Source organism: Gammaproteobacteria bacterium CG11_big_fil_rev_8_21_14_0_20_46_22 (assembly GCA_002796245.1).
Taxonomy (GTDB): Bacteria; Pseudomonadota; Gammaproteobacteria; order UBA12402; family UBA12402; genus 1-14-0-20-46-22.
The window spans coordinates 120,223-144,394 of record PCWT01000051.1; the positions used below are offsets into that span (position 1 = coordinate 120,223).

General features: G+C 46.5%; 22 protein-coding genes and 2 tRNA genes. 10 read left to right on the top strand and 14 right to left on the bottom strand.

All coding sequences use genetic code 11. The features are described 5' to 3' along the window. Window positions 1-13 precede the first annotated feature (13 nt). The 3 genes from COV52_07315 (at window position 14) to COV52_07325 (ending at window position 552) form a co-directional block, all read left to right on the top strand. Complete coding sequence (locus tag COV52_07315) at window positions 14-220, top strand: hypothetical protein (protein ID PIR10843.1); 207 nt, start codon at window positions 14-16, stop codon at window positions 218-220. Between the two features lie 153 nt (window positions 221-373). Beyond that, window positions 374-449 (top strand) — tRNA-Ala (locus COV52_07320). A 27-nt stretch (window positions 450-476) separates the two neighbouring features. Then, window positions 477-552: transfer RNA gene (locus COV52_07325), tRNA-Glu, on the top strand. A gap of 18 nt (window positions 553-570) precedes the next feature. Here the strand turns inward: COV52_07325 and COV52_07330 are convergent. From COV52_07330 to COV52_07370, 9 genes are all read right to left on the bottom strand, one after another. Next, a complete protein-coding gene (locus COV52_07330; GenBank protein PIR10844.1) occupies window positions 571-1,374 on the bottom strand; it encodes a hypothetical protein in 804 nt (267 codons plus the stop codon). 2 nt (window positions 1,375-1,376) lie between these two features. Then, window positions 1,377-2,081: an N-formylglutamate amidohydrolase gene (locus tag COV52_07335; protein ID PIR10845.1), complete on the bottom strand. Its 705-nt coding sequence runs from the start codon at window positions 2,079-2,081 to the stop codon at window positions 1,377-1,379. After that, a complete protein-coding gene (locus COV52_07340; GenBank protein PIR10846.1) occupies window positions 2,062-3,291 on the bottom strand; it encodes a glutamate--cysteine ligase in 1,230 nt (409 codons plus the stop codon). Before COV52_07340 ends, COV52_07335 begins: the two co-directional genes overlap by 20 nt. Continuing rightward, window positions 3,281-4,744, bottom strand: coding sequence for a hypothetical protein (locus tag COV52_07345; protein ID PIR10847.1), 1,464 nt, complete (start codon window positions 4,742-4,744; stop codon window positions 3,281-3,283). Before COV52_07345 ends, COV52_07340 begins: the two co-directional genes overlap by 11 nt. Further along, complete coding sequence (locus COV52_07350) at window positions 4,741-5,457, bottom strand: peptidase-C39 like family protein (GenBank protein ID PIR10868.1); 717 nt, start codon at window positions 5,455-5,457, stop codon at window positions 4,741-4,743. The genes COV52_07345 and COV52_07350 overlap by 4 nt, the downstream gene beginning before the upstream one ends. A gap of 81 nt (window positions 5,458-5,538) precedes the next feature. Next, entirely contained in the window at window positions 5,539-6,420 is an 882-nt protein-coding gene (locus tag COV52_07355; GenBank protein PIR10848.1) for an amidohydrolase, read from the bottom strand. Between the two features lie 59 nt (window positions 6,421-6,479). Next, on the bottom strand, window positions 6,480-8,504 hold the full coding sequence (locus COV52_07360) for a hypothetical protein (GenBank protein PIR10849.1): 2,025 nt from the start codon (window positions 8,502-8,504) through the stop codon (window positions 6,480-6,482). A 285-nt stretch (window positions 8,505-8,789) separates the two neighbouring features. Beyond that, window positions 8,790-9,431 carry a hypothetical protein gene (locus COV52_07365; GenBank protein PIR10850.1) on the bottom strand — a complete coding sequence of 214 codons (642 nt, stop codon included), beginning with the start codon at window positions 9,429-9,431 and terminating at the stop codon, window positions 8,790-8,792. Further along, window positions 9,428-10,831 (bottom strand): glutamate--tRNA ligase, encoded by a 1,404-nt coding sequence (locus COV52_07370; GenBank protein ID PIR10851.1) that lies wholly within the window; start codon window positions 10,829-10,831, stop codon window positions 9,428-9,430. Before COV52_07370 ends, COV52_07365 begins: the two co-directional genes overlap by 4 nt. Window positions 10,832-11,310: 479 nt before the next feature. On the opposite strand from COV52_07370, the gene COV52_07375 reads away from it, so the two are divergent. Further along, window positions 11,311-14,559: a hypothetical protein gene (locus tag COV52_07375; protein ID PIR10852.1), complete on the top strand. Its 3,249-nt coding sequence runs from the start codon at window positions 11,311-11,313 to the stop codon at window positions 14,557-14,559. A gap of 12 nt (window positions 14,560-14,571) precedes the next feature. Here COV52_07375 and COV52_07380 read toward each other — a convergent pair whose 3' ends face one another. Continuing rightward, the gene (locus COV52_07380) at window positions 14,572-15,843 is read right to left on the bottom strand and encodes a hypothetical protein (protein PIR10853.1); all 1,272 of its coding nucleotides are present in this window, start codon (window positions 15,841-15,843) and stop codon (window positions 14,572-14,574) included. A 148-nt stretch (window positions 15,844-15,991) separates the two neighbouring features. On the opposite strand from COV52_07380, the gene COV52_07385 reads away from it, so the two are divergent. Together COV52_07385 and COV52_07390 are read left to right on the top strand one after the other, a co-directional pair. Next, a complete protein-coding gene (locus COV52_07385) occupies window positions 15,992-16,801 on the top strand; it encodes a hypothetical protein (GenBank protein PIR10854.1) in 810 nt (269 codons plus the stop codon). A gap of 70 nt (window positions 16,802-16,871) precedes the next feature. Continuing rightward, on the top strand, window positions 16,872-17,138 hold the full coding sequence (locus COV52_07390; protein ID PIR10855.1) for a 30S ribosomal protein S20: 267 nt from the start codon (window positions 16,872-16,874) through the stop codon (window positions 17,136-17,138). Window positions 17,139-17,159: 21 nt separating this feature from the next. Here the strand turns inward: COV52_07390 and COV52_07395 are convergent, their stop codons facing one another. The 4 genes from COV52_07395 to COV52_07410 all read right to left on the bottom strand — a co-directional run bounded on the left by COV52_07395 (window position 17,160) and on the right by COV52_07410 (window position 19,534). Further along, window positions 17,160-17,954: a hypothetical protein gene (locus tag COV52_07395; GenBank protein ID PIR10856.1), complete on the bottom strand. Its 795-nt coding sequence runs from the start codon at window positions 17,952-17,954 to the stop codon at window positions 17,160-17,162. A 308-nt stretch (window positions 17,955-18,262) separates the two neighbouring features. After that, window positions 18,263-18,697 (bottom strand): protein-export chaperone SecB, encoded by a 435-nt coding sequence (locus tag COV52_07400; protein PIR10857.1) that lies wholly within the window; start codon window positions 18,695-18,697, stop codon window positions 18,263-18,265. Window positions 18,698-18,701: 4 nt separating this feature from the next. Beyond that, window positions 18,702-18,956, bottom strand: coding sequence for a glutaredoxin 3 (gene grxC, locus COV52_07405; GenBank protein ID PIR10858.1), 255 nt, complete (start codon window positions 18,954-18,956; stop codon window positions 18,702-18,704). After that, the gene (locus COV52_07410) at window positions 18,953-19,534 is read right to left on the bottom strand and encodes a hypothetical protein (protein PIR10869.1); all 582 of its coding nucleotides are present in this window, start codon (window positions 19,532-19,534) and stop codon (window positions 18,953-18,955) included. The genes grxC and COV52_07410 overlap by 4 nt, the downstream gene beginning before the upstream one ends. Between COV52_07410 and COV52_07415 the strand changes: the two genes are divergently transcribed. The 4 genes from COV52_07415 to COV52_07430 are packed head-to-tail and all read left to right on the top strand — an operon-like array spanning window position 19,494 to window position 24,108. After that, the gene (locus COV52_07415) at window positions 19,494-21,044 is read left to right on the top strand and encodes a phosphoglycerate mutase (2,3-diphosphoglycerate-independent) (protein PIR10859.1); all 1,551 of its coding nucleotides are present in this window, start codon (window positions 19,494-19,496) and stop codon (window positions 21,042-21,044) included. The genes COV52_07410 and COV52_07415 overlap by 41 nt on opposite strands. Beyond that, the gene (locus COV52_07420) at window positions 21,031-22,191 is read left to right on the top strand and encodes a hypothetical protein (protein ID PIR10860.1); all 1,161 of its coding nucleotides are present in this window, start codon (window positions 21,031-21,033) and stop codon (window positions 22,189-22,191) included. Before COV52_07415 ends, COV52_07420 begins: the two co-directional genes overlap by 14 nt. 4 nt (window positions 22,192-22,195) lie before the next feature. Continuing rightward, entirely contained in the window at window positions 22,196-23,500 is a 1,305-nt protein-coding gene (locus tag COV52_07425; protein ID PIR10861.1) for a peptidase S41, read from the top strand. 53 nt (window positions 23,501-23,553) lie between these two features. Further along, a complete protein-coding gene (locus COV52_07430; protein ID PIR10862.1) occupies window positions 23,554-24,108 on the top strand; it encodes an acyltransferase in 555 nt (184 codons plus the stop codon). Window positions 24,109-24,172: the final 64 nt, after the last annotated feature.

A 24,172-nucleotide genomic window follows, 5' to 3' on the forward strand; every position in this document is an offset into this window, starting at 1 on the left:
AAGATCTTAATTTATGCAAAAAAACACATTAAAAATCCAAAATGAGTTGCTCAGCATTGTCGGCAATCAAAATGAAAAACTTCGGCACGCCATTAGATCGATACAAATAGAGCAGCCCGATCTAACACACCAAAACTTAGACGACAGGGAGTCCATGATGGGGCTTTGTGAAGAAGCTGTATTAATCCTCAACAGTGAAGCTCAGGAAGGCGAGATTTAGGATAGCCACCGGGGCACACTTTCTTGCAAGGCCCGAAGAAGCCCCCTGCTTCTTTGCTGAAACAAACCTAGCAGGCCTGTGACAAGAATAAAAAAACAGGCAAAAAGTCATTGACTTAAACGATTTTTGGCCTTAGTATTCTCACCCTCGATCGGGGCTATAGCTCAGCTGGGAGAGCGCTTGCATGGCATGCAAGAGGTCGGCGGTTCGATCCCGCCTAGCTCCACCAGTAAGCGATCGCAGAAACCAACCTAGGGTCCCCTTCGTCTAGAGGCCTAGGACACCGCCCTTTCACGGCGGCAACAGGGGTTCGAATCCCCTAGGGGACGCCATTTAAAAACGCAAGCCTATTAAGACAAATGCAAATTTAATAAGTAAAAAATAATCTCTAGGCAAATCAAAAAGACGATAATGACCTCTAGGCGATGAGAATGTTTATTTTCCGAATAACTGTTACACATCATAAAAATCTCGCTTAAGGTATCAAGCTGGTGATTTACCACTTTTGCGCGCTCCACGATATCCATATACCGTTTTACCATGACAAAATATTCTTCCAAGGAAGGGTGTTGCCAAAAAAACTTCGGCATATACAAAAAACTACTATTTAGATTAATGCGGCTTTTAAACATCAAGATATCACCAATAATTTGGCGAATTTTGCGTTGAGACAAGCCCAGCTCACCCGAGCCACTCAAGGTTGCCACGATCGGATTATATTTTTCGATCACGGCCTCAAGATCATTCTCATAAGCCTTAAGTTTAGTAGACAAAGAAATACCATACGCAAGACTGAGCTTCAAATCATCGTCATCGCTTTCCATCGTAATACACTCCACATTGAAATAATCATGCGGATATATCCTGGTTTTATCGGAAAATCGACAGCTAAAACCATCAAACACAGGGGCTTTAAACCAGCTTGTCGTAGCGGCTTGTAAAATAGCCAGAATAGGTTTCAATTCATAACGCTTAAACCCCCAAGTGATCAGCGTTCCATTAAAAAACACATAAAGCGAACTTTTTCGATCTTTAAAAATGACCTCAAGCACTCGATCGTGGCGATCGATCATGATGGAATACTTCTCCTTCAAAGCTTTTTCAACCGACCCTAAATCAAATTTTTCCGCAAGAGCATAGCTTAAACATTCCATAATCAATATTCCTCCATCGTGCTAACCAGGCTCTGCTTAAGCAAGCTGATAATCTTTGTTTGACAGCGCCCATCTCGCGAAAAATGCCGCTGGTTCACCTCTAGCTCAACACCCATATAGTTTGGATTGAGCTGGCTTTTTCGGATTGCGGTGGGCAAGCCATCGCTCGTGCCTAAATAGGGATAATTCATACGAACCTTTAAATCTGATCCTAAAACTAAAAGGTTCGCGCGCCATCGCTCGCAAAAAGCTTTTTCACCAATCGACCTTGGATCATATAAAAACCCCACATCGTTATCGCGAATCTGACCACCCAAAACCGGTGTAAAGGTGTGAGAAGCAATATGCAAAGGGTTCTTTAGCCTTACAACCTCAGATAAAACCGTATCACGATAAGGTTGATAGACCTCACTAACAAGCCTAAGTTTTTTTTCAGGCGATAAGCTGCTAGAAAACTCGGAAAAAACGGCCTTGTGATTCAAAGAGCGATTGAGATCAATGAGCAAACGGCTGTATTGTGCCGCGATAGAAAAATCAGAAAGTGGCTTGAGCGCCGTATATACAGCCAAAGCGCCAATATCATAACCGCGATGCGTGGACAAAACACGCTGCGCTTTTTCAAAGCAAGCCGAATAAGGGGCAGGAATCGCCCTGCTCGCATGTTCACAAGTAAGCAGCAATGAAAGTCTAGACATAAAACAATTCATTAGACCTCAAGCAGTCACAAAGCTGGCGATAAACGTCAAACATCGCAGCTTCATTAGCCCCACTTTTATCATAAGCTCGCAGCAAACGCTCAGACAAATTACCTTCCGAGAGAGTGTGTGCTATCGCGTCACGATATTCTTCGTGAATTTTGCCCGATATCTTTTCAAATAACGCTTTAAGCACTGCATTGGTCGAGGAGGCTTTGACCTCACAACCCAAAACCTCAAGATAAGTGGCATGATTAATTTCATAATGCATACCTTGCTCGATTGCCCCAAGATACATCGCTTTTAAATCAGGCAGGGCGACCTCACTCATTCGCTCAGCACTCACAGAACTTGCCAAGTCACGCACCAGTTCAGCAATAAAGTTTGCGCAGGCAATATCGGCCAACGGACACTCCTGCGAATCCATGATCCGAATTTCGATGGCATTACGATCAAAACGCGCAATCGCACCGCGAGAATTGAGCCATTCATACTGCAAAACCTTATTGGGATCATGACTGCTAATCGCCTCATACATCGGCATTAAAATATCCGCCTGATATTGATCTTTTGAGTGAACAGACTCAGGGATAACCTCGCCAGCAATAGCCGGGATCGCCTTTTGGTTCTTACCATAGAACTCAAGTCGCGTGTCTTTCACACCCGAAAGCTTAGCTTGCTTAAAGGGAGTGCTGGCGGCAAGCGCTGGAATCAGGGGTAAAACCAAACGAATCGCCGCATGCAAGACTGAAAACTCTTCATCGTTAGCAAATGGTAAATTGATGTGCGTACTTTGCAAGTTCGACCAACCATGCCCGCTGCAATTGAAAATTTTATGGTAAGTGTTGTAAATCGTTTTATCGCCATGCGGCCACAAACAAAAACCCGCCTCTGGATCAAACCAAGGATGCATACCCGTTGGCATCAAACAAGCGCCTTCTTCTCTTAAGCACGCTTGAAGAGTTTTAACGGTTTCATGAAAATCACCCGACAAACCGGACAAAGAGGCCCTAGGCCCATTGGTTTTGATTTCCACTACATGCAAAGCGAGCTCATTGCTGACCGCGACCCGACCAAGCTCGACTTCGTTTTCCATTTTGCCCGCAAGCTTCAGTAATAATTTATCGCAGATAGGCAATACATTAAGGTGTTCGACATCGACAATCATGTACTCTATTTCGATACCATACACGGAAAACAATGAATACGGTTTACTGGCCATAACCCCTCTTTTTGTTGATTCGATCCAAAAACACTCTCATCACGATGCGATACAACTCATCACCCAACATTTTATCTTCGTCGTGTGACTGAATATCGGGATTATCATTCACCTCGATGACGTACACTTTGCCGTCCTTTTCTTTGATATCCACACCATACAAACCATCACCAATCAACTTACAGGCCTTAAGCGCTGTTTGAATCACATTCTCTGGCACATCAGACAACTCAACCGTGACAGAAGCACCCCAAGGGTTCTTAAGCTTTGAAGACCAGTCATAAATCTGCCAGTGTCCCTTGGCCATATAATATTTACAGGCATACAAAGGCTTTTGATCAATGACACCGATACGCCAATCAAACTCTGTAGGCATAAATTCTTGTGCAATAATGAGCTCCGAATGCTTCAAAAAGCCCTGGCAGGCTTTAGCCGCCTCCTCAATAGATTCAGCTTTAACCACACCTTTTGAAAATGCACTATCTGGCTGCTTGAGCACACACGGGTAATGCAGCGTTTTAATAATCTCACGCCAGTTCTGCTTACTGATGACACGTGTTTGTGGGCAGAGAATATTGTTACCACGCAAGGTTTCAGCCAAATAGACTTTATTGCAGCAACGTAATATCGACAAGGGATCATCAATAACCACCAGGCCTTGCGAGAAAGCTTTTAATGCAAATTTGTAAGTATGGTTATTGACCGCGGTGGTTTCGCGAATAAATAAGGCATCAAACTCACTAATAAACCTATAATCGTCTTTTGTAATTAACTCAGCATTAATATCCAACTCTTTTGCAGCTTGAATAAATCGCTTTAAGGCAGGCTTGGCCGAAGGGGGCGTGGCCTCATTAGGGTCATACAATATCGCCAGATCATGATGGCGCATTTTTCTTTTCACTGAAGAAAATCGTTTTTTCGACAAAAACTCATCGGCTGACTGCGCCAAAAAAGGCCAGTGTGACTCGGGAATATCACCTATCGACAAGGAGACAATTCGTTGAATCCGCCAAGTTTTCTTGTATTCAAAATGCACACGAAACAACGGCAACGAAGCGAGACCATGCAGTTTTTTTGCGAGTTTTTCATGCTGGCCAGCCATATTCTTTCCAAAATACACACTGAGACTGAACGTGTCTGACTTGATGCTTTTTAAGGAATGCGCAATAGCGCCATTAAGCTCCCGCTCCAAATAGTCTTTAAACGAAGGCTTATTGAACTCCTGCGTGGTCATCACCGAAGGAAAAACACGATGTCCTCTGGCCTCAGATAATAGCGACACATAATAGCCTATCGACTGATAATGATACGTACTGCATAGGTTAATGATGCGCGAGACACCTTTGGCGTAGGTTTCATACTGGCTCAAGTAATCCTGTGCTGCAATGACCTCAACCGGAAAACCCAAATCCGACCAGATACTCGCTTGCTCCGTGACAATAATCGTTTTCATGATTGCCCCTTAGGCGTAATCACCAAGAGATTGGCGTCAAAGGTGAGCACGCCTAACATAATTGCATTCATCAAGCGTTTAATGCTGACCTTATAATAATTGTTGTTTGAAATAGGGTTCGTGCGATGTGGGTCGGCGACCACAATATGCCGATATTTTTCATCGTAACCACATAACACCACGAAATGACCACAAGGCTCACCACGAATATCGTCGTAGATCATTTTGCCTTTTGAGGTTTGGCGCTCACGTGGTGTTTGATACAAATAAGTTGCGCTTAAACCGGTAATAATCGGTTTTTTTTGTGTGAAATAACTTTTAAGCAAATCGGTGCTCAACTCTTTATAAAAAAGTTTGCCGCCGGCTTTTAAGTATTGAATATACGCATCCGTAGTTTCCAGAAAGGATTTCGCCGTTGAGTAGCGCGATTGCAAGATCAGCTTTTCGATGATATCTGGCACGGCATTACCGCGATGATCAAACCAGCTAGGATCAAAAATATCGAGATTATAAACGTAAAGTTTGGCTTCATAACCACGCCCCATAGCGTGCTTACCCAAAAGACAGGCTAGCGTTCCGCCGTTACGTAATCGCTGCACTTCGCTGATCACTTGATCGAGAGAAATATTATCGTGGTAGTAACGATAAACGGCTTGAAGGCTCGTGGGTCCGCAGGTTTCGTCATCAGGCTGAGTCTGTATGTTCACATCCATTGAAAAATACTCACACATACCTTATTGAATAAGCTTGAATTATACGCTTTTCTCAAACAAGCGATAGCGATTTTAGGCGGTTTATTTAGGCAACGTCCGATACACCGACCGGGCATTGTCATAAAACAGCTTGTGCTTTTCCGTTTCAGAAAGGCCCGGTATCGCCAGCTGATAACGCTCGACCAGCGTCGGAAAATCGCAATAAAGTTTATCGACCGGGAAATTACTGGCAAACAAGCAGCGCTCTAGACCAAAGGCGTTAACCATAAAACGAACCCAGGGTGTGACAGAGGCAGCCGACCATTGATGATCCCACATGCCAAACCCTGAAAGCTTCACCACCACATTCTCACAAGACGCCAAGACCAAAATTCCTGCCTCCCACAGCTCCCTTTCTGCCTGAATCGGCATGCCGGCATGGTTAAGAATGATCATAACATCAGGGTTATCCTTGGCTAAGGCTGCCGCCAAAAGCATTTGCCCTGGGCAAATTTGCAAGTCAAACGATAAACCATACTTCGCCAGCAAACGAAAATGCTTGCGCCAAAGTGGGTTCCTTAAATCATCGGCGCGCTCGGCCGCCCGGTAGATCGACTTCTCATGCCAATTAAGTATCTGACGCACACCTTTAACCAGAGGTGAAACCGAATAAAACGACAGCAAACTTTCAAAAGTAGGACTAAGCAAATCCACGCCAGCCACAACCGCAGCGATGAGAGGGTTACTTTTCGATAAGCGATCCAACCACTGGACCTCATCTTTGGCATAGCAAGCACTGGCCGCCTCAACGTGCACCGCCTGCTCAATCGTAAAAAGCTTCACATCGGAAAGATAATCACAAGGCAAATACGTTTGATTTAAGGGAGCCAGATCACCCAATAACTCACTTTCGCCTCGTGCAAGCCAGGGATTAAGGCCAAGGCTCACATCCCAAAAATGACAATGCGCATCAATGATTTTCACCGGACACCCTTAAATACTATAGAGGCCTGACTATAGCATCCTGAAAAGCAATCGGCGAGCTAGGCTAGGGAGCACCCCGAGTTGCTTCCCACATAGAAATCCTTTGGCATTTCAGCAGTCTGCGCAGGCTGAAACAAAGCCGCCGATGAAGCACAGGCAGACACCTGATCACTGACCGCTGCCTCATCAGGGGCATTATGCGAACCAAGCTTATGCTCTAAGGCAGCTGCAACACTCTGACCCGTATAATCTTCAGAACGCTGATAGTGATTAGCAAACCTACTGAGCAAGTTGGATAAAACAGACTGGCGATCAAAGTTTTTGAAATCCTGAAGATTAAAGAAATAATAAAATACCGAGCTCAAAACAGCAAAAAACAATGACAAACCAAACGTCACCCCGAGCACCGCTGCGGGGTTTAAAGCACTAAACATAGAGAAAAACACACCCATGCTGGAATTTAAACTCAACACAAAGTTACCAATCAAATCAAAAACCGATAAAATGACAACAAAACCAAGCCTTAACCCTATGCCCGCTAGATTAGGACAAACCATACGCCCCGTTTCTCGAAGAACCTCTTTAGATACGCCCCAGAAGCCTTTTTTCAATACCACTTCACTTTCTTTTTTCGGAGTTAAGATACTACCGGATTGGCTTAAAATCTGAGACAGCCAAGAAGCAAAGGCTAAGAAAAATGCTGACCCGCTGATCGCATTATCCCAAGGGCTTTGGTGCGTCACTGGGTTAACCGGTGGATAAAGGTCAAAAATTCTAAACGAGTAAATAATAGACTGCATAACACCGTAATGATTCAAGGGAATCATAGACAAGGCACCCAAAACAATCGCGCCCCACTTATACCAGGGCACCGTACCAAATTTTTTTTGTCGCCATAATTGATAATGCTTTACCGCTTTAGCAGAGGCATTACCGAGTCGAGTGAGAAAGTTTACGACACCAAATGCAAAGCCCACACTAAAAAATGTACCCCCAAGCCAAATCGGCAAGTCAGCAGCCGACAAAGAAAAGCTCAAACAACGAGAAGCCTCACCCTTCTGGGTGTGACCCGCACCCCCCGAACGAACCAACTGAGCCGACTGCATTATGGCTTGATAAGCAACACTGAGCACCGTACAAAGGCCTCTAACGGTGCTCAGTGAAGCACAGATAGCCGAAACAACAGCAATAACCTTTATCGCCTTAACAAACCTCTCATCTCTTTTTTTCCAATGCTCAGAGTACACAATCGATGTCGCAGTTGATTTTTTTTGCCTATGTGGAGCCTGACAACCATCAATAAATTTGATCGTACTGGGCAAACGAGTAGCCCAATTCATTACCAGATCGGCCACTGTTGTGGCAAAACAAAGAAACAAAGGAACCCAGCAAGGCCACTGATCATAGGCAAACCAACGGACAAGAATAGAGTAAAGTAAGTGTGTTTCCGTGAAGAAAGTGTCCAGCATACCATAGAGTCGCTGCCCTGCTGATGCCAGCGCCTTGGGTACCGTAATCGCCCAACCCAAACACCCTGCTTTTCTAGAATATTGACGACCGGCCTGCGTTAATCGCACATAGTACATCGAACCTTCAAGCTCAACTTTAACCCCAATAGCTTTAGCTTGAGACACTCGAGAAGCCTCAGATTGCTCCATTAAAGCTTTTAATCTCTTCAGATCATCTATCAACTTAGCATAGTGTTTTCGCTGCTTTCTATTAAACGCACTCGTTTCAGTAATAGCGCTATCAAGTATTGATATTAAGGAAGCCCTCGTCCCAGGAATGGAATAGCCATTTAAGGCCTGCAAGAGCCCTTCTTTATTAGATGGGTAAACATCAGGCACATTGATAGCATGTGTCTTTAACAGTGTTGTTGTTTCTAAAGGCTCAGCGCTTGAGTCAGTGCCACTTGGGCCTTCGTTCTCACTAGATTGTTCAGAAGCCAGCACCGTTGGCAAAATTAGCTCAGCTTTTAGAGCGGTTACCGTATCTTCAATTTCCTTGAACTTTGGAGGCTGTGGCTGATAGCTGACATCCACATAACGGGGGGATCTGCCACAAGAAGGTTCTTTTAACGCCATAGGTTTGCCTTTTTGAGGACCATCCTATCTGAGTTTGCTTAAGAAAACCTGAACAGCTTCAAAAAATCTAAAAATAAAAATGATGATTAGGGCTTGTTTACAATGGGTTTTTCGAAACGAAAATCAAGATAATCGAGCCAAAAATGAAAAAAATCGAAGCACATATTGAACATATGTCATGAGATTTTTGCAATTTTTGGCCGATTTCGCTTGGTTTGCAGTCGGGAATACCCATTGTAAACAAGCCCTAAAAATCAACCAACTGAAAACAAAAGAAGTGGGCCATTATGCTTCGTAATACTTCACACCGATTTTAATTTTTTCGCGGCCTGACGAGGTACGCCAGCGATTCGTGTCGCGCAAAGAATACGCACAACCGCAGTATTCTTGCATGTAAAACCCTTCGCGCTTAGAGATTTCAATCATACGCTGTGAACCGCCTTGCTTTCGCCAATTGTAAGTCCAATAGACCAAATCGTCATAGCGGGCTGCCGCACGCTCGCCGCAACCATTGATTTGGTTCATATCTTTCCAGCGTGAAATACCCAGGGAACTGGAGATCACATCAAAGCCATGCTCTGCTGCGTATAAGGCTGTGCGCTCAAAACGCATATCAAAGCATTGGGTGCAGCGCTCACCGCGCTCTGGCTCCATCTCCAAGCCTTTGATGCGTTTAAACCAGTTATCCATGTCGTAATCAGCATCCACAAAAGGAATATTGTGCTTCTCGGCAAAGACGATATTTTCTTCTTTACGAAGCTCATATTCTTTCTTCGGGTGAATATTCGGATTGTAAAAATAAATCGTGAAATCGATCTCTGAAGCGATTAAGGCTTCCATCACCTCACCTGAACACGGCGCGCAACAAGAATGCAACAGCAATTTTTTACGCCCCTTAGGCAAGCTTAAGGTTTCTCGCTGTGTCATGCGTGCTGCTCCTGAATATGGCGAACCGCCTCACTGATACGATGCAAGCACGTTTCTTTACCCAACAAGGCCATCACCTCATTCATCGGCGGTGACATATTACTGCCCGTGATCGCCAAACGTAATGGCTGGCCAAGTTTACCGAAACCCACCTCACACTCTGCGATGGTTTCGTGCATTAATTCGTGCAGATTTGGCGCATCAAAGGCGGCAGCGGCTTGTAATTTTTGCATAAAAACTTGCAAAAGCTTAACGGCACCCAAGTTAAACACTTTATTCACCGTTTTTTCATCGTACACAATGGCGTACTCATAAAAAAAGTGCGTGAGCTCGGCCATCTCGCGCAGTGTGTGGGCCCGCTCACGATACAGCTCGATCACATCCGCGACAGCGGGGCCGTGATGTGTGTCGACCGCGCGCGCATCATACTGCCACTGCAAAGCCGGCTCAAGCTCAGAGACTGGCAAGGTTTTAATGTAATGCGCATTGATCCAGCGCAATTTTTCCGGATCAAAACTCGCCGGTGCACGGTTGATGTGGGCCACATCAAAATAATCGATCATCTCACCCAGTGAAAAAATTTCTTGATCGCCATGCGACCAACCTAAACGAACCAAATAATTTAACAAAGCCTGCGGCAAAAAGCCCTCATCACGGTATTGCATCACACTCACCGCGCCATGGCGCTTGGATAAACGCTTGCCGTCACTGCCCAAAATCATGGGTACATGACCATACACCGGCGGCTCAGCGCCCAAGGCTTTAAAGACATTAATTTGTCGTGGCGTATTATTGATGTGATCATCACCACGGATCACGTGAGTCATGTTCATATCCCAATCATCGACCACCACCGTGAAATTATACGTGGGCGTGCCATCGCTGCGCGCAATGATCAAATCATCCAGCTCACTGTTCGCGACGGTGATTTCACCGCGAATAAAATCGAAAAAGCTCACCACCCCTTCTGTCGGGTTTTTAAAGCGCACCACGTGGGGCTCCTCCGCGCTGACCTCTCGATCTCGGCAGTGGCCATCGTAACGGGGCTTTTCCTGATTCGCCATTTGGGTTTCGCGCAAAGTTTCCAAGCGCTCTTTTGAACAGGTACAACGGTAGGCTTTACCTTCGGATAATAATTGCGCCACCACCTCGGCATAACGATCAAAACGTTGGGTTTGGTAAATCGGCCCTTCATCGTAATTAAGCCCCAGCCAATCCATGGCATCCAAAATCGCCTGGATGGATTCATTGGTGGAGCGCTCACGGTCGGTGTCTTCAATGCGCAGCGCAAACTGACCGCCATGTTTTTGAGCATACAGCCAACAATACAGGGCCGTTCTCGCACCGCCAATGTGCAAATAGCCGGTTGGGCTGGGGGCAAAGCGTGTTCGTAAAAGCATAGTGTATCTTACTGATTAAAAGACGCGCATTGTAGCGGTTTTGCGTTATCCACACAATCTGTGGATATCTTTGTGCAGAACGCTTGGAAAAACACTTTTGAGCTTAGCCTAGACTCGTGTGACTTAACTTGCTTAAAAATTACCCTTGTCAATCAGGTCAAAAAATGGGCGGGCAGGCTTTCGTGGCCAGTGCAACACCCTCGCTGGTGAAGCTTTACACAACCGGCTTACTTATCCACAAAAACTGTGGATAAGTTTGTGTGTAAGGTTTGAATAAGGGGGCGGGTTTCGCGAAATCTCGCGCTTTCTAACAAAATGAGCAAAACTTGCACCAAACAATTTAAATTATATTTTTCAATGAGTTATACTGTTTTTATCGTCTAAAAAGCAGCGGGTTTAGAGACAGCGCTAAGATTTTCTTAATAAAACAAACGTTTGTGCAAAAACCACCGTAACTAGTGGAAAACTAAAACGCTAGCATGCTACTATCGCAAGCCAAATTGGGGGCAAACATGACACTGAAGGACGCACAGGCGCGCCAAACAGCGCTCGATATCCGTGAGAGCTTTATCGTCCAAGCGCCGGCAGGCTCAGGCAAGACCGAACTGTTGACCCAACGTTTTTTGGCGCTTTTGGCCACCGTGGAAAAGCCCGAGTCCATCCTAGCCATCACCTTCACTCGCAAAGCTGCCCAAGAAATGCGCGAACGGATTTTAGATCGCCTTAAAATGGCCGCCAATAGCGGCGACCCCCAAGAAGCCCATGCACAAACCACCTATCGGCTAGCTAAAGCGGTGCTCACCCAAAACACCGAACGTGGCTGGCAGCTTCTGGATAACCCCAGGCGATTAAAAATCCAAACCATCGACAGCTTCTGCGCTGAACTGGCCAACACCCTGCCCTTGACCAGCGAACTGGGTGCGATCAATCAAGTCACGGAAAAGCCCTGGGCACATTACCAGCAAGCCATTCAATCACTGGTCAACGATGCCGAAAGGGATGGCTACGCCGACACACTGACCACGCTTTTACTGCACCTGGATAATAATCTGCGCCACTTAAGCCGCCTGATGAGCGAGATGCTCGCCACACGTGACCAGTGGCTGCCGTATGTCTACGCACACAAAGGGCACTTAAAAGCCACCGCCGACTCAGTACTCGCCAACATTAACCAACAACAGCTGGCACAGTTAGAGTCAGCCATACCTGAGAACATCAAAAAACAAGCGCAAGGCCTACTCAATGCCTTAACCATTGAGCCAGGCACCACACTTTGGCATAGCCTGCGCGCGCTTTTAATGACACAAGACGGCCAATGGCGAAAAACCTTTACCGCACAACAAGGTTTGCCGAGCACTGCGAGCTTAAAAACCGCCGCCGAAAAAGACACTGTAAAAGCCTTAAAAGCACAACTTTTAGCCCTGTGTGAAGCGCTGGACGCCACCGAAGATGTGAAAGATCGCCTGGCTCGCGTCAGCGAGCTGCCGCCCGAAGCCCATAGCCACAGTCAATGGCATGTTCTGCAAGCGCTCTTTGACCTGCTGCCGATTGCTGCGGCCAAGCTTCGCCTGGTTTGGTTTTCGCACAGCACCGTCGATTTTACTGAAGTGCATTTAGCCGCGCTGCATGCGCTCGGCCAATTTGAGGCACCCAGCGATTTGGCGCTCGCCTTGGATTACCAGCTTCAGCACATTTTGGTGGATGAGTTTCAAGACACGTCGAGCAATCAGCATCATTTACTGGCCTTACTCACACAAGCCTGGCAAGCCGGTGATGGGCGCACCTTGTTTTGTGTGGGCGACCCAATGCAATCGATCTACCGTTTTCGCCATGCCGAAGTCGGTTTGTTTTTAAGCGTGAAAGACTATGGCCTGGGTGAAATTAAACCGAAATTTCTCGCGCTTTCCAGCAATTTTCGAAGCCAAGCGGATTTAGTGAATTGGTTTAATCAAAGCTTTCAAGCCATTTTCCCTCAACTGTCCGATTTACAACTGGGTGCGGTGCATTATCACGCCGCAGCCCCAATTAAGCCCAGCGAAAATCAAGCACCTCGCTTATGCATTGCACACGATGAACCCAGCGAAGCCGCACACATTGCCACGCTTGTTGAAGACACACTCAACACACACCCCAACGAGCGCATTGCCATTTTAGTGCGGGCTAAAAGCCAAGCGCTGTTAATTTTTGACGCCTTGCGAGCTCGCCAAATTCCATTTAAAGCCACCGACATTCAACCTTTAGCGAGCAAGCCTTGGGTTTTAGATGCCTGTTCTTTGCTGCGCGCGGTCTTACATTTGGATGATCGCACGGCGTGGCTCGCCACCCTTCGCGCGCCCTGGTGTGGCTTAACACTTAACAGCCTGTTTGCGCTCTCGAAAAACAGAGAAAACACGCTGTGGGAAAATATTCAATATGCCGAACTCTGCGACGACGAGCAAACTCGTTTGCAGAGCGTAAAAGCCGCACTTGAAACGGCGCTGAATTTTCGCCAGCAACTCTCTTACAGCGAAATACTGTTATACCTTTGGAGCACACTCAAAGCGGACACACTTTATGCCGGTTCGCAGCGCAATGACATGACAGCCTTCTTCAAGCTGCTACGCCAAGAAGAAGCTCGCACGCCCCTGCTGGACGCCGATCGCTTTGAGCGTGAGCTTCAAGGCATTTTTTCAAACAGCGATGAAGACAGTCTCGTTGAAATCATGACCATCCACAAATCTAAAGGCTTAGAATTTGATACAGTGATTATCCCCGCCTGCCAAAAACGCACACTCAAAACCGACAGCCCATTGCTGCTGCACGCAGAATTTCCTCGCGAAAACGACGGCGTGGATTTGCTTTTATCACCCTTGCCTGCACGCGGCGATGACGATGCAGTGTATCGCTATTTACAATCACTCAACAAACAAAAAGATGAGTTTGAAAACTGTCGCCTTTTGTATGTAGCGGCCACGCGTGCAAAAAAACGCCTTTATTTTACGGCCACCTTAGATGAAGACAAAAATGCCACACGACACAGTTTTCTTGACTACATCCAAGAACACATACAAACCGACACGATTGAGTTGGATACAAGCGATACCCAACCTAAACCCGCGCTCGTAAGGCGGCTTAACACTGACAATTTACCCAAGATTGAACCGAAGCTCTTTCAAGGGGATCAATTTGAATTAACCGTTGAGCCACAACGCGCCGCCCTCATTGGTGAACTCTTGCATGAAGCTCTCGAGCAAATTAGCCACGACGGAGTCGCGCAATGGAGTGAACAACGCATCCATGCACAACGGGACTATTGGCTTAGCCGCTTAAATACGCTGGGGCTTAACGAAGACGAACTTCAACGCGCCATCGCCACACTGACAAGCGGTTTAACGCACTGCTTAAGCGATGAAAAAGCGCAATGGATTTTACAGCCGCACAAAGAAGCGGCTTCTGAATTTGCAGTCACCTTACCCAATGGCGAAAAACGCGTGATCGACAGGACCTTTGTCGATGAACATGGTACACGCTGGATTATCGACTACAAATCGGCCCAATGCGGCAACCTAGCTTTGAACACTTTTTTAGATAAACAAACCGTCCAGTATGCTGCGCAGCTATATGAATACCGAGACATTGTCAGCGCGATGTATCCAGAGCCTGTGAAACTCGCGTTGTATTTTCCGCTGGAACAGCTGTGGCTACCGATTAATAAACAACACACTCAAGATCAGCAGGGAAAACGTTGATAATGCGTGTTCTCATGCTTGGGTGAATCCCCTTCCTGCCCCCATCGCCGGTACCTGCGGAAGGCCACCGTCAGCAGAACCACGACAACCAAAATACGAAGCGTTCGTTTCGCTCACCCTAACTTTCGCTGACTGATTGGCGCTAGCTTCTGCTGCCTGACTGCGATTACAGTATTTTTCAATGAGCATCCTATAACTCTCATCATCCATTTTACCCTGACAACGCATCAATAACTCTTTTGTCACACTCCGTAAAAAAGGATCCAATCGAACCTTATTCACATCTTGCCCATCCAGCGCACAAAAAGCCAGGCCCATCAAATCTTGAAACCTGGGGCCACTGGTGTTTTTAAAGGCATCACGTTGAAACAAAAACCAAAGACTTGTGATCAAACCGCAATCTTTTCCAGGGACTTTGATCATAGCAGATAAGTAACGTTCAGCCTTTCTATTGCGATAAAGAATACAGCGCTTGGTCATCGTCAACCGATAGAGAAAATAAAGCGATCGATTCGTCGTATCGGGTGAATACGGTAATGCCGCAGCTTGTTCAAAATAATGGCGTGCTTTATCCCTGTGGCCTTGCTGCAATTGATACACACCAAGCTCATACAAACTGGCTTGCAACTGGGCAAACCTCGCATCTTTTCCAGGCTGCCTTGAGTCAGCCCCAGGCTTTTGAGTGGTTTTTGAGGTAGCGTTACTGTACAAATCCACTCTGACAAAACGATTTCCGTCGCTATAGCGAACATGGCTCGATTGCAACTCAAATCGTGTCTCTATAACTTTAGCGGCAACATCAACCTTCGCCTCCGTCGCTAACTTTGAATTTTTATAACGATCTCGCCATTCTACAGCTTTTAACTGCATCACTGCATTTAAATGGCCAAGCTTGTGAAAATTAATCGCTGCAATTTGTTCAAAGCATTTGGCCGCTGCACTAAGATTTCCTGTCGATTTGTAGTGGCTAGCCAAGCGAAACAAGGCATCTTGAACGGCATTAAACACTTCATGGTTAAAGAGCGTTTTATACTTATCCTCAGTGTAGAGACTGTGAGCCACTCTAGCCCAGCGATCATCCAAACCATTCAAGTGGGCATACTCATTATCGCCATCCCATGAGCTGTCATCCTTAAGTCGCAGCATTTTTTGAGCCATGCACAAAGCCTGTCCGCTAGCTTCTGCGAATGACTTAAGGTCCAGCTCACCTGCCTGAGTTAACTGACCATAAGCCTTATGGAATTCATCGGTTTGGAAAGTGCTTGTGGGTTGACCTTGATCCATAGGAAACTTCTTATTATTTTTGCGCCATTGTATCACACAAATCCCAATAGTGCACATATTTTGAGCAAAAATTGTCGGCCATTATCAGCACATTGCCGCCCCATAAAGCCTATGAGAGAATGTCGCATCGCAAATCTAAGGCACAACCATGATCGACTTAAACCATGACTACGGTTTTTTAAAACTCACGGGGCCGGATGCAGCCAAATTTTTGCAAGGCCAATGCAGTGCCAACATCCAAACCTTGGCCGATGGCCACTGTGTCTACGGGGTGATTTGCGACCCCAAAGGTCGAATCCAAGCCTTGTTCCATGCCTTTCGCCAGGGTGGTGATTATTACCTGCGCATGCCAAAAGATGTGCTGAGCCATGCTCTGTCACACCTTAAAAAATACAGCATCTTTTCAAAAGTCACGATCGAGATCGATGAAAACAGCCTGTTTTTTTACGCCAGCCACCAAGGGCAAGCCGAACATATCGCGTGTGAATTTGCAATTTACGACACTGGCTTTACCGGCTTTTACACGCACAAAGTGCTGGAAACCCATGAAACCACGCTGGCCTTTAAAGAGGCCCTGATTGAGCACGGCATTCCTGAAGTGGGCCTGGCGTGTGTCGATCAATTCACCCCGCATAATTTGAATTTACAATGCTTAGGCGCCTTGGATTTTGATAAAGGTTGCTACACCGGGCAGGAAATCGTCACCCGGATGCACTTTCGGGGCACCCTCAAGCAGCACTTGTATATCGGCACATTACCGGAAGCCTTGGAACTCACGCCAATGATGGCCGTGCACAACAGTGAAGACAAACCCGTCGGCCAGGTGGTTAACGCATTGCGTCATGGCAATAAAACCCTGTGCCTAGTCACGCTTAAAGACAGCGCCTTCAATGACGCTTTCATCGAAGGCTTGCCCGTGAACCTACGCACCCCCGATTATCTGGAAATTCAGCCATAAGTCATTGACATTTGGACGGCTCGGCCCGATAATGGCGCCCTTTGAACAGACATGACCTGGAGTAACTGCCGTGGCAAACACCCCACAATCTAGAAAACGCGCGCGACAAGCGCTTAAACGCCGCATGCACAACGTGAGCTTGCGCTCTAAATTACGCACTTTCATTAAGCGAGTTCGCTACGCGGTTGAAGCGGGCAAGAAAGACGAAGCCATGACGGCATTCAACGCAGCCGTGCCCGTCATCGATGGCATGGCGAGCAAAGGCTTGATTCATAAAAACGCAGCGGCTCGCTATAAAAGCCGTTTGAACAGCCAAATCAAAGCATTATCAATTTAAATGACGCTTTAAAAAGCCGCGCTATTTGTCGCGGCTTTTTTCTTCAAGTAAAGCATCCAGCTTTTTCTCAAGACGGACGAAGCGCTCTTCCAAACGTTTCTCTCGCTCAATTTCCGCTTCGGCATCACGCCAGACATCACTCATCGTACGCTTGATAAAAAGCTTAGAAAAGTTCGCGGTCAAAATGGCGAAAAAACACAAGCCCAGCAAAATAATGATCGAACCTAAAATCTTACCACCCACAGTGAGGGGCACATAATCGCCGTAGCCCACGGTGGACATCGTCACCCAAGCCCACCAGATACCGTTACCCACAGTTTTAAATGCAGGGTCCACGCCGGTGATGAGCACACCACTTAAAACTACCACGAACACCAAGCTGATAAGCGTAGTGCTTAACTTACCATCAACCAGTGATAGGCGAATAAGCCCAAGCCATGGCACATACATTAGCACCGCCAGAATGGGCCTGATAACCATGTAAAGACGCGGCGCAAAATGCGGTGAAACTAACAAAGGGATCATGAATAGAATCACAAGCGGCGTAAACCAGTTAAACATGACATAGCGCGCCTTGTCAGTCACCAGCAATGAGAACACCACAAAACGCAGGGCAAAAAAGAGAAAGACAAGCCAGTTGATTGCCATGGCTGTGCCATTATGCAGCACATTCATGAGACTTAAGTGCCACTCAGCAAACAAAAGTACAGCAATGATGGCCATGAGAAAGTCGAACAAACGCGAAAGGTGGCGAACAAACGGTTTTTCAGCACCGCTGACGCCCACTTGGCCGAGGTAGTAATTGAGTTTCAACATCGAAAAGCACTCCTTTGCCTGGCAGTTTTTTCTGGAGTTGCACTGAAAACCCGGGTTATCGTCACTGCACTCCTCAAACCATATACAGGCTACGTTTGTTCCGTATTCGTAGCAACCGTCTTTGCGAGGAGCGAAACGACGAAGCAATCTCAAGATTAATGGACCAGATTGCCGCGCTCACTGACGTTCGCTCGCATGACACTAGCCCTAAAATGCAGCCTGAATTGAATGCCAAAGGCGTGATAATCCAGATTTTTATTTTCCCGGTTTATCGCTACGGCTCAACCCAGACCACATCACCAGACTGGCTACGCGTCTTGTTTACCGCCGCCTTGCCGCTGTTGCTGATACAAAGCATCAAAATTGATAGGCGCTAATAGCAACTGTGGCAAGCTTGCACGATTAACCAAATCAGACACGGCTTCACGCGCGTAAGGGTATAAAATGTTCGGGCAGAAGGCGCCTAGCATATGGCCGCGCTGCTCGTCATCAAAACCTGCGATAGTGAAAATAGCCGCTTGTTTCACTTCGACTAAGAACGCTGTTTTCTCGTCCGCTTTTGCGGTGACTGTTACCAACAGCGAAACCTCATAAATATCGCCTTCGATATTTTTATTTTCAACATTCAGATCAATGCTCACTTCCGGCTGCCATTCACGCAAAAAAAGCTCAGGTGTATTGGGGGCTTCAAAAGATGCGTCTTTCAAATATAAACGTTGGATTTCAAATTGCTGTTCAGCCATGGTTTTACTCCTCTAGTAATGTGTCTAATGAGCCACTGCGTGCCATTGCGATTAAATCATCGTAACCACCCACATGACTGTCACCAATAAAAATTTGCGGAATGGTTCGGCGACCACTTTTAGCTTCCATTTCGCCACGCAGCTCGTCATTTTCATCAACGCGAAGCTCAGTGTAAGCGATACCGCGGCTTTCAAAGAATTGTTTTGCCCGAACACAGTAGGGGCAGTAATCCGCCGAATAAATCATCACTTGCTTCACGATCTCACCCCCTCTTTTTCCAATGGCAACCCTGCATCTTTCCATGCTTTTAACCCACCACGAATACTGACCACATCGTCAAAACCGGCTTTAGCAAGAATTTTTTTAGCGCTAGCAACTTGAGACAAAACATCGGCCACGACGATCACAGGTTTTTTCTTCGCTTTAGGTATTTTGTTTAAATACGCCGACAAGGCTTTTAGGTCCACACGCTGACTTCTCACAATGTGACCCGCTTTAAACGCATCCTCCGACCTAAGGTCGATAATACTCGCGTGCTGCTTATTAATAAGATTCACCGCAATTTGTGGTGTCACCGCACCGCGCTCTCGTTGCTTAATGTGGTGCTCATACCACAGAAAGATAATAAGCATGACCACGAATAACGTCGTTAAAAACCAATGTCGCTCGATAAATGGCCAAAATTTATTCATAGCAGATAAAAATACCTTAAAATTTAGCGGATCATTATACACACTCGCCCAAAAAAAACATAAACTTTTGTTGGCGTGAAAACCTTGAGAGCAGAAAGCCCACATGACAAACAAACCCAAAACCAAACCCTTGGTACTGTGCATTTTTGATGGCTTTGGCCATGGTGAAGCGGGCCCCTACAACGCGATCACACAAGCCAAAACGCCCCACTACGATACGCTTTGGCAAACCTGCCCCCACACTTTGCTCGATGCATCTGGCATGGCCGTGGGCTTACCCCATCACCAAATGGGCAACTCTGAAGTGGGCCATATGAATATCGGCGCAGGCCGGCCAGTGTATCAAGACCTAAGCCGCATCAGCCAAGCCATCACTAACGACGAACTTAAAAACAACCCTGTTTTAAAAAATGCGCTGTCCACGCTGGCCGAAAGCCAAAAAGCCCTACACCTTTTTGGCTTATTATCACCTGGCGGTGTACACAGCCATGAAGAGCATTTATTCGCTTTATTAAAGCTTGCAAAAGCGTGTGGCGTGAAACAATGCTACGTACATGCCATGCTAGACGGGCGCGACACAGCGCCGCAAAGCGCCCAAGCCTCATTAGAAAAACTCGAAGCACTGTGCCAAACACTTGGCATGGCCAGCATTAAAACCCTCATTGGGCGATACTTTGCGATGGATCGCGACAACCACTGGGACCGTATCGAACAGGCGTATCGGGCGATCATCGAAAGCCAAGCACCTTACCAAGCCCGCAATGCTATAGATGCTCTAAAACAAGCCTATGAGCGCGGCGAAACCGATGAGTTTGTCACTGCCTGTTTAATTGGCGAACCTGCCGCTGTACAAAATGGCGATGTCATGCTCGGCTTTAATTTTCGATCAGATCGTGCACGCCAACTCTGCCATGCCTTCAATGACGAAACCTTTAGCCATTTCAAGCGCCAGGCCCTTCACTTGAGCCACTTCGTGACACTCACAGACTACGATGCCACACTCGCTGCAGAGGTTGCCTTTCCCAAGCCTGCCCTCGAACACTTACTCACCGATGTACTCAGCGAGCACGGCCTGACCCAACTTCGCCTGGCTGAAACGGAAAAATACGCTCACGTGACTTTCTTCTTTAACGGCGGGCGTGAAAAACCTGTCGCTGGCGAGGAGCGCCTTTTAATACACTCACCCAACGTGGCCACCTATGATTTAAAACCTGAGATGTCAGCAAACGAAGTCACCGATGCCTTAGTCAACGACATTAAAGCACAAGCCCATGACGTGATTATTTGTAATTATGCCAACGCTGACATGGTCGGTCACACTGGAAAACTAGACGCGACCATTAAAGCGATCGAATGCCTAGACCACTGTTTGGGACGCATTATCCAAGCGCTCGACACCGTTCACGGTGAACTGCTTCTCACAGCAGACCACGGCAATGCCGATGCCATGTATGACAGCAAAAAGCATGCGCCAATCACTTCTCATACCAGCAATTTGGTGCCCTTTATTTATCGTGGCCGCCATGCCACAATGAGCCCACGGACTGGGTGCTTGGCTGATATTGCGCCAAGCGTGCTACACTTACTCGGCATTAAGCCACCCAGCGCGATGACAGGGATGAATTTAATTCAGTTAAGCGATGAGAACGATTAAAATAAAACAAAGATTAACAGCCTTATCCCTTCTGATTGTTGCATCAACTGCTTTCTCAAGCAGTTTTTTTTCACACCTTACGGTTAGCCAGCACAAGCTTTCGACGGTTAACCAAGAAATCAAAACGCTTGAGAGCACGATTACTGCCACAAAAAGCAAACGCAATAAATTGCAAAACAATTTGCAACAAGTTGAAACACAGATTGCAGGCGTTCAAAAAAAACTACACCTGACACGGGCTAAATTACTGCCGAAAGAGCATGAGCTCAACCGTAAAAAAGGCGAGCAAGATCAGTTGCGCCATGAACTGGCCTTACAAAATGAACTGATGACTAAACATATGTTGGCCGCTTACGCACTGGGTCGACAATCTGAAATCAAGCTACTATTAAATCAACAAAATCCGCAAACGATTGATCGCTATATGGTGTACTATCGCTACCTTATCATGGCGCGCCAACAATCGATCAAACACGCCCAAAAAACCATCCAACAATTACAAGCGGTCACACAGTCGATCGAAGCTCAGGAAAAAACCCTACTAAAAGCTAAAGAAAAGCTTCGCCAGGAAAACCACGCCTTACAAAAAGCGCAAAGCAGCCGGCAAGCCACGATTGAGCAACTTGGTGAACATTTGAAAACCAAACAAGCTCAGCTAAAAAAACTGTATAGCGATAAAGCACGACTACAAAAATTGTTAAATTTGTTGAATGAGAAAAATTATTACGCAAGCCCAGGCACCAACTTTGCAGCTGACAAGGGGCACCTGCCCTGGCCTGTCGAACAGGTGAAGCTGCTCCAAACCTACCATGCGCCTATTGCCGGCGGCAGGCTTCGCAGCAGCGGCATTTTGCTCGCCGACACTGCCGGCACACCTATTCACGCCATCTACCCCGGTAAGGTCGTATTCGCCCATTGGCTAAGAGGCTACGGCTTTTTAACCATCATTCAACACGGCAAACATTACATGACCCTTTATGCACGCTGCCAAGCCTTATTTGTTAAAAAAGGCGATCACGTCACGCCCGGACAGATTATCGCCAGCGTGGGTAATTCTGGTGGTTATGATACGCCAGCGCTATACTTCGAAATTCGACGCTTATCAAAACCTGAAGACCCAACACGTTGGCTCAGAAAAATAGGATGATTTTATGAAACGCTGCCTTAGCCTTGTAACCGCATTGACTCTTTCAATGCTTTGTTTCGCATCCCAAGCACCGAAAATACAAACACCCAGCCCAGAGGCGATGGTACCCTTTCTTATCGCTGTTTCACACGTCAAGCAGTTTTATGTCAAAGATGCCAGCGATGATAAGCTTATGGCCGGCGCGATTCGCGGCATGCTTCAAGAGCTAGACCCTCACTCCAGCTATTTGGACGAAAAAGCCTTAAAACAACTTTCTTTGACGACAAAAGGTAACTACGTGGGCGTGGGTATGGTGCTGAGTGTTGATCACAAATCCTTAAAAGTGATCACCACACTCAAAGACTCACCCGCACGCAAAGGCGGTATTAAAAATGGCGACTATATACTGGCCGTCAATAACAAGCCGATGATCGATACGGATATTGACGAAGCCGTTGAGATGATTCGCGGCAAACCCGGCACGAAAGTGACGCTCACAGTGGCTAATAAAAACGATAAAAGCCCTCGAAAAATTACACTCACGCGCAAAAAATTGGATGTGGCCAACATCACCGGCCGTATTTTGAGTGATCACTTCGCTTATATTCAAATCGTGCAATTTCAAAAAAATACGGCTCGCGATATCAAGCGCGAATACCAAACACTGGCCAAGCAAGCCAAGCTTCAAGGTGTGATTTTAGACCTTCGCAACAACCCAGGCGGCTTACTGGAAGAAGCGGTGGATGTCTCTGATTTGTTTTTAGACGCGAATAAATTGGGCAAAGACAAAACCATCGTATACACCAAAGAGCGTGACAACATGGTCCACCTGCGCGAAAAAGCCAAAACACTGGATATGACGCAGGGCCTGCCGATCGTTGTGCTCATCAATAACGGCTCTGCCTCAGCCTCAGAAATTGTGGCCGGCGCCTTGCAAGACTATAAACGCGCTGTCGTGATTGGCACGCAAAGCTTTGGCAAAGGCTCAGTGCAAACCTTATTACCATTGGATGGCGTGAGTGCCATTAAGCTCACCACCGCACTTTATTACACCCCCAAAGGCCGATCCATCCAAGCCACCGGCATTAAACCGGATATCACCGTAGAAGAAATGGCCTTTAAAGAAAAAGATGAGAAAGACGAAGTACTCGCCTTTTTAACCCAAATGCGGGAAAAAGACTTGCACAATGTGCTCGCCAATGGCAACGGCAAATCGGCTGAAGCTAAAAAAGCCCATGAAGAAATCAGCGCGGAAAAAGATTACCAACTCCACGAAGCTGTGAACATCATCAAGGCCATTAATTTAATTAAAGCGCAAAAAGCCAGCTAGCGGCGCGAGGCTTATAGTTTTTAAAAAACAGGCTTTTCTATGCGACGAAAATTATGACAAGGGATCTATTGAAAAACGTGGAGACGGAAGGTTACTACAAACACATAGATGGGCTTCGTGCACTAGCCGTTGTTTCAGTGTTGTTTTTACACCTAGGCTTTTCGCTATTTAGCGGAGGGTATGTTGGCGTTGATATATTTTTTGTAATCTCCGGCTTCTTGATCACAAACATCATTGTTAAAGAGCTTGAAAATAGGGGGAAGTTTTGCTTTATAAACTTCTACACAAGAAGAGCCAATAGAATATTACCTGCTCTTGTTTTCATTCTAGCATTATCATTTTTACTGTCAGCATGGCTTTTGAATCTGGCAAAGTTTAAAATCTATGGGGGCTCACTTGCAACAGCAGCTATATCGTTTTCAAATGTGTTTTTCTATAAACAAGCTGGATACTTTGACATATTTTCTCAATCCAGCCCCTTACTGCACACCTGGTCTTTAGGCGTGGAGGAGCAGTTTTACATATTTTGGCCAATTGGCTTACTGATTGTATCTAAGAGAAACAGAAAATTACTAATACCGCTTCGTACACGACACAACTCCTTCTAATTTGAGTCAGGCAAAGCTGGGGGCTGGTATGGTTTGGGTTTAAAAAGCCTCACTGCTTGCTTAA